The organism is Ruegeria sp. YTSA219 (genome assembly GCF_059609985.1).
Genome location: NZ_JBXWMT010000001.1, coordinates 153,618 through 167,582, shown reverse-complemented (window position 1 = coordinate 167,582; position 13,965 = coordinate 153,618). Strand labels below are relative to the sequence as shown.

At 56.8% G+C, this 13,965-nt stretch carries 15 protein-coding genes; 6 read left to right on the top strand and 9 right to left on the bottom strand.

What is annotated here, in order from left to right; all coding sequences use genetic code 11:
* The 5 genes from fdh3B (at position 1) to AC2FFB_RS00860 (ending at position 4,172) form a co-directional block, all read left to right on the top strand.
* The gene (gene fdh3B / locus AC2FFB_RS00880; RefSeq protein ID WP_085821701.1) at positions 1-594 is read left to right on the top strand and encodes a formate dehydrogenase FDH3 subunit beta; all 594 of its coding nucleotides are present in this window, start codon (positions 1-3) and stop codon (positions 592-594) included.
* A gap of 121 nt (positions 595-715) precedes the next feature.
* Complete coding sequence (locus AC2FFB_RS00875) at positions 716-1,897, top strand: formate dehydrogenase subunit gamma (RefSeq protein WP_496874381.1); 1,182 nt, start codon at positions 716-718, stop codon at positions 1,895-1,897.
* A complete protein-coding gene (locus AC2FFB_RS00870; RefSeq protein WP_281972247.1) occupies positions 1,898-3,160 on the top strand; it encodes a c-type cytochrome in 1,263 nt (420 codons plus the stop codon).
* A 13-nt stretch (positions 3,161-3,173) separates the two neighbouring features.
* On the top strand, positions 3,174-3,299 hold the full coding sequence (locus AC2FFB_RS00865; RefSeq protein ID WP_271946568.1) for a hypothetical protein: 126 nt from the start codon (positions 3,174-3,176) through the stop codon (positions 3,297-3,299).
* On the top strand, positions 3,300-4,172 hold the full coding sequence (locus tag AC2FFB_RS00860; protein ID WP_281972249.1) for a substrate-binding domain-containing protein: 873 nt from the start codon (positions 3,300-3,302) through the stop codon (positions 4,170-4,172). It begins immediately after the preceding gene.
* A gap of 2 nt (positions 4,173-4,174) precedes the next feature.
* On the opposite strand, the gene AC2FFB_RS00855 is transcribed toward AC2FFB_RS00860, so the two are convergent.
* From AC2FFB_RS00855 to AC2FFB_RS00815, 9 genes are all read right to left on the bottom strand, one after another.
* Entirely contained in the window at positions 4,175-4,990 is an 816-nt protein-coding gene (locus tag AC2FFB_RS00855; protein ID WP_496693278.1) for an ABC transporter substrate-binding protein, read from the bottom strand.
* A gap of 18 nt (positions 4,991-5,008) precedes the next feature.
* Complete coding sequence (locus tag AC2FFB_RS00850) at positions 5,009-5,743, bottom strand: ATP-binding cassette domain-containing protein (protein WP_496874380.1); 735 nt, start codon at positions 5,741-5,743, stop codon at positions 5,009-5,011.
* Complete coding sequence (locus AC2FFB_RS00845) at positions 5,736-6,449, bottom strand: ABC transporter permease (RefSeq protein WP_496874379.1); 714 nt, start codon at positions 6,447-6,449, stop codon at positions 5,736-5,738. The genes AC2FFB_RS00850 and AC2FFB_RS00845 overlap by 8 nt, the downstream gene beginning before the upstream one ends.
* Before the next feature lie 153 nt (positions 6,450-6,602).
* Positions 6,603-7,592 (bottom strand): ABC transporter substrate-binding protein, encoded by a 990-nt coding sequence (locus AC2FFB_RS00840; RefSeq protein ID WP_271946556.1) that lies wholly within the window; start codon positions 7,590-7,592, stop codon positions 6,603-6,605.
* A gap of 60 nt (positions 7,593-7,652) precedes the next feature.
* Positions 7,653-8,498 carry an ABC transporter permease gene (locus tag AC2FFB_RS00835; protein ID WP_496687640.1) on the bottom strand — a complete coding sequence of 282 codons (846 nt, stop codon included), beginning with the start codon at positions 8,496-8,498 and terminating at the stop codon, positions 7,653-7,655.
* Positions 8,495-9,427, bottom strand: coding sequence for an ABC transporter permease (locus AC2FFB_RS00830; protein WP_496687638.1), 933 nt, complete (start codon positions 9,425-9,427; stop codon positions 8,495-8,497). Before AC2FFB_RS00830 ends, AC2FFB_RS00835 begins: the two co-directional genes overlap by 4 nt.
* Positions 9,420-10,214, bottom strand: a complete 795-nt coding sequence (locus AC2FFB_RS00825; RefSeq protein ID WP_281972254.1) for an ABC transporter ATP-binding protein — start codon at positions 10,212-10,214, stop codon at positions 9,420-9,422. The genes AC2FFB_RS00830 and AC2FFB_RS00825 overlap by 8 nt, the downstream gene beginning before the upstream one ends.
* Positions 10,215-10,268: 54 nt before the next feature.
* The gene (gene hydA, locus AC2FFB_RS00820) at positions 10,269-11,723 is read right to left on the bottom strand and encodes a dihydropyrimidinase (RefSeq protein WP_496687636.1); all 1,455 of its coding nucleotides are present in this window, start codon (positions 11,721-11,723) and stop codon (positions 10,269-10,271) included.
* Positions 11,724-11,815: 92 nt separating this feature from the next.
* A complete protein-coding gene (locus AC2FFB_RS00815; RefSeq protein ID WP_496874378.1) occupies positions 11,816-13,066 on the bottom strand; it encodes a Zn-dependent hydrolase in 1,251 nt (416 codons plus the stop codon).
* A 169-nt stretch (positions 13,067-13,235) separates the two neighbouring features.
* On the opposite strand from AC2FFB_RS00815, the gene AC2FFB_RS00810 reads away from it, so the two are divergent.
* Positions 13,236-13,844, top strand: coding sequence for a TetR family transcriptional regulator C-terminal domain-containing protein (locus AC2FFB_RS00810; protein WP_142634388.1), 609 nt, complete (start codon positions 13,236-13,238; stop codon positions 13,842-13,844).
* The last annotated feature ends 121 nt before the right edge of the window (positions 13,845-13,965 follow it).

Below are 13,965 nucleotides of genomic sequence, written 5' to 3'. Positions count from 1 at the left end.
ATGGCTAGAGCAAAGTTTCTCTGCGACGCTGAACGCTGCATCGAATGCAACGCCTGCGTAACCGCGTGTAAGAACGAGCACGAGGTGCCCTGGGGCATCAACCGCCGCAGAGTGGTGACGATCAATGACGGCGACCCGGGCGAACGCTCGATATCGGTTGCCTGTATGCATTGCTCGGATGCGCCCTGTATGGCGGTGTGCCCGGTTGACTGCTTCTATCAGAACGAAGAAGGGGTCGTCCTGCACTCCAAGGACCTGTGCATTGGCTGCGGCTATTGCTTCTATGCGTGCCCGTTCGGCGCGCCGCAATACCCGCAGGCGGGCAACTTCGGATCACGTGGCAAGATGGACAAATGTACCTTCTGCGCCGGTGGCCCCGAGGAAACGCATTCGACCGCAGAGTTCGCCAAATACGGTCGCAACCGGATCGCAGAAGGCAAACTGCCCATCTGCGCCGAGATGTGTTCCACCAAGGCCCTGCTTGCCGGTGACGGCGACGTGGTGTCGGCCATCTACCGCGAACGCGTCGTGGCGCGCGGTTTCGGGTCTGGCGCCTGGGGGTGGGGCACAGCCTACGACCAAAAAGACGGCTGATCCTTGGCCAAACCTTCCCCGGCGCGCAAACCGTGTGCCGGGGAGCACTAAGATTTTTCGACGAAAAATCTCTGCCCGCCCGGAAAAGGGCCTACGCCAATGACCGCGTCACGAGGTTCATATGACTTTCCTGCGACTTCTGTTCTGTCTCATTGTTTTGACTGTTCCTGCCCTTGCTCAGGATGCTCCGGATCGCAATTCGACGGGTGGTGCGACCACGCTCGAGGATATCTTGGCCCGGCAGCGTGGCGAGACGGTCGATAACGGTTATCGCTCAGGTAACACCGGTCAAGGCAACGCCGAAGGTCTGATGGGCCAGTTGGGCACACGTGGCGTGGCGTCTGACAGCGACGTCTATCGCGCTTTGCGCTATGGCTCGGCGGATGTGACCGTTTCGTCGAACGGTCCTGCGGCCAGCGTCTTGATACAGGACGGAGGCATGTGGTGGTTGAATTTTCGAACAGGCCCGTTGCGCGATTACGGCACGTATATTCTGGCCGGGATGCTTGGCATCCTGCTGCTGTTCTTCTTGGTCCGGGGTAAAATCCGCATTGATGGTGAAAAGACGGGACGCACGGTTACGCGTTTCTCAGGCTTTGAGCGGTTCGGACATTGGCTGTTTGCGGGCTCTTTCCTGATCCTTGGCCTGACCGGTTTGCTGACCCTTTATGGTCGAGACTTTCTGATCCCGATCTTCGGGAAAGAAGGCTTTGCGGCCATAGCGCAGGGCTGCAAATGGCTGCATAACAATCTCGCCTGGGCCTTCATGCTGGGTTTGATCATGGTCACTGTGAACTGGATCGCCCACAACATCCCCAACCGCACCGACCTGAAATGGCTGGCCGCCGGCGGCGGGTTGTTCACGAAAGGCAGCCATCCCCCGGCCAAAAAATTCAACGCGGGTCAAAAGATCATCTTCTGGGCCTGTATCCTGCTGGGCGTATCGATCAGCCTGTCTGGCCTGTCTCTGCTGTTCCCGTTTGAGATGCCGCTGTTTGCTAAGACCTTCTCAATCGCAAATGCCACCGGCATCCCGCAGATGTTGGGTCTGAACCTTCCGGTGCAGATGTCCCCCCAGGAAGAGATGCAATATGCTCAGGTTTGGCACGTGATGGTCGCTTATGTCTTCATCGCCATCATCATCGCGCATATCTACCTGGGCTCGGTGGGCATGGAGGGCGCTTTCGACGCGATGGGCACTGGCGAGGTCGAGGAACAATGGGCGCGTGAGCACCACTCGCTTTGGCTGGAAGAGGTCCAGGAAAAAGAGGCCAGTAAGGCAGCGGCCTCGCCTGCGGAATAGATGCGCGGTCTAATCCTTGCACTGGTGTTGACCCCCCTGCCCGCAATGGCCGAGTTCTTTACGCTCAAAGGTCATGGAGGACCGATCATGGGGATTGCCGCCGCGCCGGACGGCCGGATTGCGACGGCCAGCTTCGACAACTCCGTCGGCCTGTGGTCAGACCGCACTCCGCAATGGCTTGAAGGGCACGAGGCTGCCGTGAACAGCGTCGCCTTTGGCGGCACAGCGATCTATTCCGCGGGTGACGACTTTACCCTGCGCCGGTGGCCGGATGGCCAAATCCTCGGGCGGCACAAAGGCAAGATCGTCGATATTGCTGTTTCAGACTCCTACATCGCCACTGCCAGTTGGGACGGCACGATAGGGGTTTGGCCGCTTGACGGGACAGAGCCAAGGGTATTAGGGCCCACAGGCAGCGGTGTGAATGCTGTTGTGTTCACACCAAACGGGGATGCGCTGTATACCGGCGGGGTTGATGGGGCGGTTCGTCTTTGGGATGTCGCAACCGGTCAGGAAAAACTGCGACTGGTTGATAACGGGTTCGGCATCAACGAACTGGTCCTGAATCCCCATGAAAACTGGATTGCCTATGGGGCCGTCGATGGCGTCACGCGCATTCGTGATCTGACTACAGGCGACGAGCATGATTTCACCCTGGACCGCCGTCCAATCCTTGCGCTGGCTCTCAGCCCGGACCGCAGCTTGCTGGCGGTGGGGGATGGTGAGGGTCATATCATGTTGGTCGATACCATCGACTGGCGCATCGCACAGGATTTCCGGGCCACATTGCGCGGCCCGGTCTGGGCGCTGGCCTTCTCAACCGATGGTAAAAACATCTATGCAGGTGGTATAGATGAGGCGATGTATAGCTGGCCGGTATCTGACCTTGGCGACCAACAACAGATGGCCGCGACTGAACCAAGTTTTCTGAAGAACCCTGACCAGATGGATAATGGCGAACGCCAATTCGTGCGCAAATGCTCGATCTGTCACAGCCTGACGGCGGACGGGCACAGACGTGCTGGGCCTACGCTCTCTGGTGTGTTTGGTCGCCGGGCGGGCAGCTTACCGGGATATTTCTACTCGGACACGCTGCAAGACTCTGATATCATTTGGAATGACGAGACGATAAATGCCCTTTTCGACCAAGGACCAGACCATTACATTCCGGGATCGAAGATGCCCATGCAACGGATTACACAAGCGGATGACCGCAAAGATTTGATCGCCTTTCTGCGCCGCGTCACGGCACCGGAAAACTGAACCGGAGGTAAATATGAAAGCCTTTCTAGCCGCTGTTGCCACGATGGCTGTAATTGCCGTCGCTGCGCCATTTGCCTTAGGCCAATTCGGATTCAGCGCGGCGAATGCCAGCGCGGGTTCGGCCGTGCGCCTCGACTGAATGTCAGAATACCTGACCACCAAAGAACTGGCCGACCTGCTGCGCATTGGCGAGCGTAAAGCCTATGACCTTGCTTCATCCGGCGAGGTCCCCTGTGTCCGGGCCATGGGCAAACTCTTGTTTCCAAGGGCCGAAGTCATTGCCTGGCTGAACGCATCGCGCAGCGGACCGCAGGTCGCAGAACCGTCGCTGCCGCCGATCGTGGCGGGCAGTCATGATCCGCTGTTGGATTGGGCTCTGCGGGAAAGCGGGTCGGGCCTGGCAACTTATTATGACGGCTCATTTGACGGCTTGAATCGCCTGAAAGAACGATCAGCGCAGGCTGCGGCGCTGCATATCCACGAGACAGACGGATTTAACACGCAATCTCTCCAGGACCATCTGGGAGAGGCACCCGTCATTCTGTTCGAACTAGCAAAACGCCAGCGTGGGCTACTGATGGCCCCCGGTGTGACTGGGATATCGGACTTTTCTGACCTCCGGGGCCGTCGCATTCTTCTTCGTCAGGACAGTGCCGCCAGTCAACGGTTGTTCGACACGCAACTGCAGGCGCACGGCCTGAACCGAGACGATCTGGATACCCTGCCGACCTGCGCACGTACCGAAGAAGAGCTGGCCATAGCCCTGCATGACAGCAAAGCCGATGCCGGATTCGGCCTGGGTGCGCTTGCGGGGCTGTACAATCTGGGCTTTGCCCCGACCCATACCGAACGCCTGGACCTTGCCATCTGGAGGCGCGCCTATTTCGATGGCCCGATGCTTCGGTTGCTCGGCTTTGTGCAATCCGACCGCTTTGCCACCCGGGCAGAAGAATTCGGCGGGTATGACTTGTCGGATCTCGGAACCATCCATCACAATGGAGCCAGCGGATGACCCTATTGGGCGTTGGGAAAGAACAGCTGCTGGCCGTCGTGCGTGTAAGATGCGATGGCCGCCTGCCCTTCGGGCCCGGTCAACCAGTCAATAAAGCGCTGCCCCGAGGCCGCCCGCACTTTGGGATGCTTGTCAGGGTTCACAAGAATAATCCCATATTGATTAAACAGGCGCGGATCGCCCTCAACCATGACCTCAAGGTTTCCCTTGTTGCCAAAGCTCTGCCAGGTCGCCCGATCCGTCAGCGCATAGGCACCCATCCCACTAGCCACGTTCAGTGTCGCCCCCATCCCGGATCCAGTTTCCCGGTACCAAGTGCCCGAAGCGTCGGTCGGGTCGATACCGGACGAGGCCCAATGGCCCAATTCTGCCTTATGCGTCCCGCTGTCATCCCCGCGTGAGGCGAAGGGCGCCTTGGCCTTAGCCACGGCGGTCAGCGCCGCGATAATGTCAGTCCCACCTTTCACTTTGGCGGGATCGGATTTTGGCCCTACAAGGACAAAATCATTGTACATCACGTCCGACCGCTCAACACCCCAACCATCTGCCACAAACTTCTCTTCGGCAGGTTTGGCGTGAACCAGCAAGACGTCCCCGTCACCGTTGATCGCATTGCGGATCGCCTGCCCTGTACCAACAGCCACCACGCGGACATCAATCCCGCTTTCGGCTTCAAAGCCTGGCAGGATATGGTCGAACAAGCCCGAATTCTGAGTCGACGTGGTTGATTGGACTACAATAAATGGGGTTTCGGTCAATGCGGCTGTAGTGTTCAGGCCAAGCGCTATTACTGCAGCCCCGACGAATTTGCGGATCATTTGAACTCCATATTCAGATTAGGTTACCAGACCACCGGCAACAAACCGGCGCGCGGCGTCACTTGTCGGGGCATCCAGAACTTGTTTGGCAGCACCGTGTTCGACCACGTGCCCGGCCTGCATCATGACGATATCCGCTGCCAGACGGCGTGCCTGACCGATATCGTGGGATACCATGACAATGCGTACCCCACGGTTCGAAGCGCGCAAGATCATCCGTTCGATCATCTGCGTAGCACCAGGATCAAGCGAACTGGTTGGTTCGTCCAGGAACAAAGTCTCCGGGTCCAGCGCCAGCGCGCGCAGGATGGCCAGCCGTTGCGCCTCGCCCCCGGACAGCGATCTGGCGGACTGGCGCGCCTTACCCTCTAGCCCACCTTCGGCCAGCAATTCGTCGATCCGGGATTTGCGAATTGCACAGGACATGCCCTGACGCTTTAGCACAAAATCAAGATTGGCTGTCACGGACCGGCGCAACAGAACCGGTCTTTGAAACACCATCGCCTGTCGTGATTTGTGATACGCATTCAGGGCAATCCCGTCCTGCTGAACCCTGCCGCTATCCGGGACGATAAGCCCGTGCAAACAGCGCAAAAGCAGGCTCTTGCCCGCTCCGTTCGGCCCAAGGATCAAAGTTGGTCCCAGCCCCATCAGGGATAACTCTGGCACTTGAAGCAGTGTCTTTCCCTTGCGGGAAATCTGTAAACTGTGAACAGAAAGACATTTCACCATCTCGGGCACCAGATCACGCATGGCGCAACCCTTCCTTCTCGGCCCGCAGGCTAAGCGTGCTGACCATGGCGTTTACTGCGATGGCTATGGCAATCAGGATGGCCCCAAGCGCAAGCGCCAACGCCAAATTTCCCTTGGACGTTTCAAGGGCGATTGTCGTCGTCATCACCCGCGTGACGTGGTTGATATTGCCGCCAACGATAATAACCGCTCCAACTTCGGCAATCGCACGTCCAAACCCTGCCAGCAATGCAGTAACAAGAGACAGCCGCGCATCCCACAATAGCACCGGAATCGATGCCATCCGCGACACGCCGAGTGAGCGGAGTTGCTCGGAATATTCCTCGGCCAGCATTTCGACCACTTGACGTGTCAGTGCGGCAACGATCGGGGTCACCAGAACGACCTGAGCAATAATCATCGCCGTCGGTGTGTAGAGCAATTCAAGGACCCCCAACGGACCGGAACGCGACAGCATCAGATAGACCAGCAAACCTACCACAACCGGGGGCAAGCCCATCAAGGCATTCATCAAGACGACCAGAATCCGCCGCCCTGGAAAACGCGCAACGGCCAAAGCCGCGCCCATGGGCATCCCGATAGCGGCAGAAATCAGAACGGCAAAAACAGAGACTTTCAGGGACAACAGAACAATCGCCCACAGCTCCGGATCCCAATGAAGGATCAAAGCAAGCGCCAACCTGAATTCTGTTGTAAAATCCTGCATTATCTACCTTATATCTCCTATGTTGAACAGTTTGCTATAATTTACAGGTAATTACTATGACAAACGCCCTACAAGTTCAGTCACATTTTCGACGCTTCCAACAAAAAACGCGGCCCCCTTTGGGACCGCGCCATATTCCATCGTGAACCTGACTCAGTTCAGTGCTGCATCCGAAATCTGATGCGTCCAGGCACCTTCGGGTTGTTTGGTGATAACGGGGTCAGAACCACCGGCAAGCAGCGTCCCTACAGTGCGCTCAAAATCCGCCGGATCAAGCGATCCGTTTGAGCCCGCAGTCAGCTTGGCAATCTCACCCATCATACGTTTCTGATGCGCTTCGGTTTGGGCGCCAGTCGCGTCATTTTCAAGCACGATATCGGCCGCTTCATCTGGGTTCTCTTCGGCATATTTCCACCCCTTCATCGACGCCCGCACGAAACGTTCCATCTTGTCGACAAATGCCGCGTCGCTCAGGTTCTCTTCAAGAACGTACAGGCCGTCTTCCAGCGTCGCGACGCCCTGATCTTCGTATTTGAATGTGACCAGTTCGTCGGGGCTGACGCCGGAATCTATGACCTGCCAGTATTCGTTATAGGTCATGGTGCTGATGCAATCAGCCTGACGCTGCAGCAGCGGGTCGACATTAAAGCCCTGCTTCAGAACCTCGACGCCATTTTCGCTCTTGCCACCGGTATCAATGCCCAGCTGGCTCATCCAGCTCATGAAGGGGAATTCGTTGCCAAAGAACCAGACGCCCAGTGTCCGGTTCTTAAGGTCTTCTGGTGCGGAAATACCGGCATCTTTCCAGCAGGTCAGCATCATACCCGAGCTTTTGAAAGGCTGGGCAATATTCACCAGCGGCAGGCCCTTTTCGCGCGCGGCCAACGCAGCTGGCATCCACTCGACCGTCACGTCAGCGCCCCCACCGGCAATGACCTGTGTCGGCGCTATGTCCGGGCCGCCTGGCAGAATTGTGACATCAAGACCTTCTTCTTCGTAGAACCCTTTGTCTTTGGCCACGTAATAACCTGCGAACTGAGCTTGCGTGACCCATTTCAACTGCAATGTCACCTCATCCGCCGACCAGGCTGCACTGGCGGCCAGGCTAAAGGCGGCAACCGCCCCGCTGAGTATCTTTTTCATCTTCACATCTCCTAGTTTCAGTTGGCGCCCCATTTTTCATTTTTGGGGTCTGTTGAATTCTTATCCGCGTTGCGACGGGTGCCAGAAGGTCACCGCCTTTTCGATCATGGCCACCAGACCATAAAATGATGTCCCGGCCAAAGCCGCCACTACGATCTCGGCCCAGACCATATCCAGTGAGAGCTGCCCCACGCTGGTTGATATCCGAAACCCCATGCCAAGCGTCGGTGAGCCAAAGAACTCGGCCACGATAGCGCCGATCAATGCAAGGGTGGTGGATATCTTGAGACCATTGAAAACAAATGGCATCGCGGCAGGCAAGCGCAGCTTCAGAAAGCTCTGCCAATACGTGGCGGCATAAGTCTCCATCAAGTCGCGCTGCATTGCTGTCGCCTCGCGCAGCCCGGCGACGGTGTTCACCAGCATTGGGAAAAAGACCATCACGACAACCACCGCCGCTTTGGAGTGCCAGTCGAACCCGAACCACATGACCAGAATCGGCGCGGTGCCAACAATCGGAAGAGCGGCCACGAAGTTGCCCACGGGCAAAAGCCCAAGGCGCAGAAAATCCCACCGGTCCACTGCAATCGCCATCAGGAAGGCGGCTCCACAGCCGATGATGTAACCGCTCAGCGCGCCCTTGATGATGGTTTGCACGAAATCCATCCAAAGCGTTGGCAAACTGTCCCAGAACCGAATCCAGATAACCGATGGAGCGGGCAGAATGACCAAAGACACCTCAAGGCCGCGCACTAAAAGCTCCCAGATGACGATGATAGTCAGACCAAAGATCAGCGGAGCCAGAAACCGGACCATCCGCGTATCAGCATAAGGCCCGCTGGCCAAGCGGCTGTTCAACCACCATCCCAACAGCCACACACCGAGTGCGCCCAGAATTGGTATCATTGCGCAATCCCCATCCGTTTCAGGACCGACTTTTCAATCAGCCCCAGAAGCCCCACAAGACAGGCCGCCAGAATCGCCGCCGCAAACAGGGCCGACCAGATTTGCACGGTCTGACCATAATAGCTGCCTGCCAGCAGGCGCGCGCCCAGTCCCGCAACTGCCCCGGTGGGCAATTCCCCCACGATGGCCCCTACCAATGAAGCCGCAATGCCTATCTTCAGCGATGTGAACAGATACGGCATCGAGGCCGGCAAACGCAGTTTCCAGAACCCCTGCGCGTGGCTCGCGCTATAGGTACGCAGCAAATCCAGTTGCATCGCATCCGGGCTGCGCAAACCTTTGACCATGCCCACCACGACAGGAAAAAAGCTGAGATAGGCCGATATGACCGCCTTGGGGATAATCCCCTGCACGCCAACGGAATATAGGACCACAATGATCATCGGGGCCAGAGCGATGATCGGGATGGTTTGGCTGACTATCGCCCAGGGCATGACCGACAGGTCCATGACCCGGCTATGTACGATCCCAACAGCCAGCAGAATTCCCAGACCGGTGCCAATGGCAAAACCCAGTATCGTCGCACTCAGCGTCACCCAGCCGTGATAAACCAGCGAGCGCTTTGAGGTGATTTTCTTCTCAACCGTTGTCTTCCATATCTCAACGGCCACCTGATGCGGAGCGGGCAACCGCGGACGATCCTGTTCCCACGTGGCTGGAATGGCAAAGCTATTGTCCAGAACCAGGCTGAATTCGGACAGATCGCGACGATCTTTTGCCGAGGGTGGCTGAACAGTGGCGCCGGCCCGTTCCTGTTCGGTCAGAACGCCTTTGATATTCATCGGAATACAAGCGGCGTACCAAAAGGCTACTATGACGGCCAGTACCGTCAATACAGCCCAAAATGCCTTGAACCCGCTACTATTCATCCGAATGCCCCGCGCGCAACCCTTCTCGCACCCTATGGGCAACTTCGATGAATTCCGGCGTGTCGCGAATATCGAGCGGCCGCTCTTTCGGCAACGGACTGTCGATCACGTCAGTGATCCGTCCGGGCCGAGGGCTCATCACAACGATCTTGGTGCTCAGATAGACGGCCTCAGGGATGGAATGGGTGACAAACCCAATGGTCTTTTCAGTCCGCGCCCAAAGTGCCAGAAGCTGCTCGTTCAGGTGATCGCGGACAATCTCATCCAACGCGCCAAAAGGTTCGTCCATAAGCAGGATATCCGCATCAAAGGCCAGCGCCCGTGCAATGCTGGCCCGTTGCTGCATTCCACCCGATAACTGCCAGGGAAACTTTCCACCAAACCCTTCAAGATCAACAAGTTCCAAAACCTTGTTTACGCGTTCTTCCTGCTCGGCAGCTGTAAACCCCATGATTTCAAGCGGGAGCTTGATGTTCTTGGAAATGGTGCGCCAAGGGTACAGACCCGCGGCCTGAAATACATAGCCATAGGCCCGATTCCGCCGCGCCTCATCCGGGGTCATACCGTTGACGGTCAATGTCCCGCCGGTCGGAGTTTCCAACGCAGCGATGCACCGCAAAAAGGTGGTCTTACCACAGCCGGAGGGTCCGATGAAGCTGACGAATTCTCCCTTTTCGATGGTCAGGTTCACATCCTTCAGAGCGTGGACCGGCCCGTCATTGGTCTGAAAGGTCAGATCCAGTTGCCGCGCCTCGATTACAGGCGGTGCAGCGGTTTCAATATTCATTCCATCCCCTTGAACTTAAACCGTAATAAGACGTGATATCTGCCACATATTCTGTCATACACCGGTTGCTGGAATACCCGTGCGTACCACCGGTCGCGGCGCTGTCAGCTCTTTCCAAGTACTCAGCGCCTTGTTGACGGTTGTATTGGCCTCGCGTTCAACAAATTGGCCATGGCCTTCCTGAGTCCTGATCTCTCCGTCATGCACTGCAACCTGCCCACGGGTCAGAGTAAAGCGCGGCAAGCCTTTGACCTCTTTGCCCTCAAACACGTTGTAGTCGATCGAAGATTGCTGCGATTTCGCGCTGATCGTCTTGCCTTTCTCAGGATCCCACACCACCAAATCGGCATCGGCACCTACAAGAATTGCGCCTTTTCTTGGGTAACAATTCAATATCTTAGCGATGTTTGTTGAAGTGACTGCCACAAATTCATTTGGCGTCAGCCGACCAGTGTTCACCCCATGAGTCCACAGCATCGGCATCCGGTCTTCCAACCCTCCGGTACCGTTCGGGATCTTGGTGAAATCCCCCACGCCAAAGCGTTTCTGATCCGTCGTAAAGGCGCAATGGTCGGTGGCCACGACACTCAACGAACCAGATTGTAATCCGTTCCACAGGCTATCCTGATGCTGCTTGTTTCGGAACGGAGGGCTCATGACCCGCCGCGCCGCGTGGTCCCAATCCTGGTTGAAATACTCGCTCTCATCCAAAGTCAGATGCTGGATCAAAGGTTCCCCCCACACCCGCTTGCCCTGCATCTTTGCACGCCGAATGGCCTCATGCGCCTCTTCGCACGATGTGTGCACCACATACAGCGGCACTCCGGCCATATCCGCGATCATGATTGCGCGGTTGGTCGCTTCGCCCTCGACCTGCGGCGGACGGGAATAGGCATGTGCCTCGGGGCCTGTATTGCCTTCGGCCAACAGCTTTGCGCTGAGTTCGGCAACAACATCGCCATTCTCGGCATGCACCATGGCCGTTCCACCCAGCTCGGCAAGACGCTTGAACGAAGCATACATTTCATCGTCATTGACCATCAACGCGCCCTTATAGGCCATGAAATGCTTGAACGTGTTGATGCCGCGTGTCTCGATCACCGTCTTGAGGTCATCAAACACCTGCTCGCCCCACCAGGTCACCGCCATGTGGAAAGAATAGTCGCAATTTGCACGTGTCGACTTGTTATCCCAGCGCTTGAGCGCATCCAACAGGCTTTCACCTGGGTTGGGCAGAGCGAAATCAACCACCATCGTGGTTCCTCCAGCCAATGCCGCCCGGGTTCCGCTCTCGAAATCATCGCTGGAATAGGTGCCCATGAACGGCATTTCCAAATGCGTATGCGGGTCGATCCCGCCAGGCATCACATAGCAGCCTGTCGCATCCAGTTCCGTATCACCTTTTAGGTCCGGCCCAATCTCGGTGATCACCCCATGCTCGACCCTCACATCCGCCTGGTAAGACAAATCCGCGGTTACGACGGTCCCGTTCTTGATAACAGTGCTCATATCAATCTCCCTGATGCGGTCTGCGCCGCTTGCTTCATCTGGCTACAAATACCTCGGGGGAGTCGCCCAACGGGCGACGGGGGCAGAGCCCCCTATTCCACAATTCCAGCCGTCTCTACGACCGCATGAAACAGAACATCCGCCCCGGCGGCAGCCCAAACCTTGCTGATTTCTTCGGCTTCGTTATGGCTTAGCCCATCCACACAAGGGCACATCACCATCGCTGTTGGTGCAACCCGGTTGATCCAGCAGGCATCATGACCGGCGCCCGAAATGATATCTGTATGAGAATAACCCAACCGTTCAGCCGCATCGCGCACGGCTGCCACGCAGCCTTCATCAAATTGCACCGGATCAAATCCGCCGACCTTCTCGAATTCGATCTGTAGGCCCATCTCATCCACGATATCTTCGGCCGCTACGCGCAGACGATTTTCCATATCGGTGATCACGTCCAGATCGGGCGAACGGAGATCGACAGTAAACACAACTTTCCCCGGGATCACGTTACGCGAATTCGGAAACACATCAATATGCCCCGCCGCACCCACCGCGTGGGGCGCATGGGACCAAGCAATCTCGTCAACCTTTTCAAGGATACGCGCCATCGCCAATCCGGCATTCTTGCGCATCGGCATCGGCGTAGACCCGGTATGGGCGTCCTTTCCGGTAACGGTAATCTGGGTCCAGCTGAGACCCTGACCATGGGTGACAACGCCGATATCCTTCCCCTCGGCCTCAAGAATGGGGCCCTGTTCGATATGCAGCTCAAAAAAGGCGTGCATCTTTCGGGCGCCAACCTCTTCGTCACCGCGCCAGCCAATGCGGCTCAGCTCATCTCCGAACTTCTTACCATCGGCATCCTCACGGTCATAAGCCCAATCCTGCGTATGCATCCCGGCAAAAACCCCCGAGGACAGCATCGCAGGTGCATAGCGCGTGCCTTCTTCATTCGTCCAGTTGGTCGCAACGATTGGATGTTTGGTCTTGATTCCCAATTCATTGAGCGTGCGAATGATTTCCAACCCGCCCAATACACCCAGAACACCGTCATATTTGCCGCCTGTCGGCTGCGTATCCAAATGTGAACCCACATAGACCGGCAATGCCTCGGGGTCCGTGCCCTCTCGATGCGCAAACATATTGCCCATTTGGTCCAGCCCCATGGTGCACCCTGCCTCTTCGCACCATTTCTGAAACAACGCGCGGCCTGCCGCATCTTCATCCGTCAGGGTCTGACGATTATTGCCCCCCGCAACACCCGGGCCAATCTTGGCCATCTCCATCAGGCTGTCCCACAACCTGTCGCCATTGATCCTGAGGTTCTGCGCCGGAGCTGCCATCCTAGTCTTCCCTGTTGCTTGCGATTTGCTCGCTTTTGGTGTCTTGATTTGACCATCTGGTCAAACTCACGCTATCACGGGTTCGACATCAGTCAAGAAATAGCAGAGCTCGGTGGGAATTTTTGGCATATTCCGCACTTGCGAGCCCAAAAATCAGACAGGCAAAGACATGTCCAAAGACCGCGCACCAACACGAATTCAGAAAAAAAACCGCGCTGCAATTCTAGAAGCCGCTTTGAACGTGTTTTCTGCCTACGGTTTCCGCGGTGCCACCGTCGACCAGATTGCTGCCGAGGCCGGGTTGAGCAAGCCGAATCTTCTGTATTATTTCCCCTCAAAAGAAGCGATTCACACGGCCCTTCTATCTGGCCTTCTCGAGATTTGGCTGGCCCCCCTCCATGATCTCGACGCCGACGGGGACCCTTTGGAAGAGATACGCGCTTATATCCATCGCAAACTGCAAATGAGCCGGGAACTTCCGCGCGAAAGCCGTCTGTTTGCCAATGAACTGGTCCAGGGTGCGCCACGCATACACGATGCATTGTCCAATGATCTCAAAACTTTGATGGATGAGAAGACCGCAATCCTTACGGCCTGGATGGAGCAGGGTAAAATCGCGCGCCTCCATCCCTACCACCTTATTTTCTCCATCTGGGCTTTGACACAGCATTATGCGGATTTCGATGTCCAGGTTCGGGCCATTCTTGGCGACGAAGACCCGTATGAAGGTGCTGAACCGTTCATCGACACGCTCTACCGCAAATTGCTGGCGCCTTAGGTTTTCGTTAGCCGGAACCCGCTCACCCTGAGCCTAGGATGACGCTACTCTTTTCTTCCCTGTCCACACACAGGTGCCGTGGTAAGGCTTTCGTTGGGTGGGTAGAGCGAGAAGTGGGGCA

Bases quoted from the DNA above. Each gene is read 5' to 3' on its own strand.
- AC2FFB_RS00855 (WP_496693278.1), bottom strand. From the start codon at position 4,990: ATGATCCGCAAATTCGTCGGGGCTGCAGTAATAGCGCTTGGCCTGAAC.
- AC2FFB_RS00850 (WP_496874380.1), bottom strand. From the start codon at position 5,743: ATGCGTGATCTGGTGCCCGAGATGGTGAAATGTCTTTCTGTTCACAGT.
- AC2FFB_RS00825 (WP_281972254.1), bottom strand. From the start codon at position 10,214: ATGAATATTGAAACCGCTGCACCGCCTGTAATCGAGGCGCGGCAACTG.
- AC2FFB_RS00830 (WP_496687638.1), bottom strand. From the start codon at position 9,427: ATGAATAGTAGCGGGTTCAAGGCATTTTGGGCTGTATTGACGGTACTG.
- AC2FFB_RS00865 (WP_271946568.1), top strand. From the start codon at position 3,174: ATGAAAGCCTTTCTAGCCGCTGTTGCCACGATGGCTGTAATTGCCGTC.
- AC2FFB_RS00870 (WP_281972247.1), top strand. From the start codon at position 1,898: ATGCGCGGTCTAATCCTTGCACTGGTGTTGACCCCCCTGCCCGCAATG.
- AC2FFB_RS00815 (WP_496874378.1), bottom strand. From the start codon at position 13,066: ATGGCAGCTCCGGCGCAGAACCTCAGGATCAATGGCGACAGGTTGTGG.
- AC2FFB_RS00835 (WP_496687640.1), bottom strand. From the start codon at position 8,498: ATGATACCAATTCTGGGCGCACTCGGTGTGTGGCTGTTGGGATGGTGG.
- AC2FFB_RS00860 (WP_281972249.1), top strand. From the start codon at position 3,300: ATGTCAGAATACCTGACCACCAAAGAACTGGCCGACCTGCTGCGCATT.
- AC2FFB_RS00840 (WP_271946556.1), bottom strand. From the start codon at position 7,592: ATGAAAAAGATACTCAGCGGGGCGGTTGCCGCCTTTAGCCTGGCCGCC.
- hydA (WP_496687636.1), bottom strand. From the start codon at position 11,723: ATGAGCACTGTTATCAAGAACGGGACCGTCGTAACCGCGGATTTGTCT.
- fdh3B (WP_085821701.1), top strand. From the start codon at position 1: ATGGCTAGAGCAAAGTTTCTCTGCGACGCTGAACGCTGCATCGAATGC.
- AC2FFB_RS00845 (WP_496874379.1), bottom strand. From the start codon at position 6,449: ATGCAGGATTTTACAACAGAATTCAGGTTGGCGCTTGCTTTGATCCTT.
- AC2FFB_RS00810 (WP_142634388.1), top strand. From the start codon at position 13,236: ATGTCCAAAGACCGCGCACCAACACGAATTCAGAAAAAAAACCGCGCT.
- AC2FFB_RS00875 (WP_496874381.1), top strand. From the start codon at position 716: ATGACTTTCCTGCGACTTCTGTTCTGTCTCATTGTTTTGACTGTTCCT.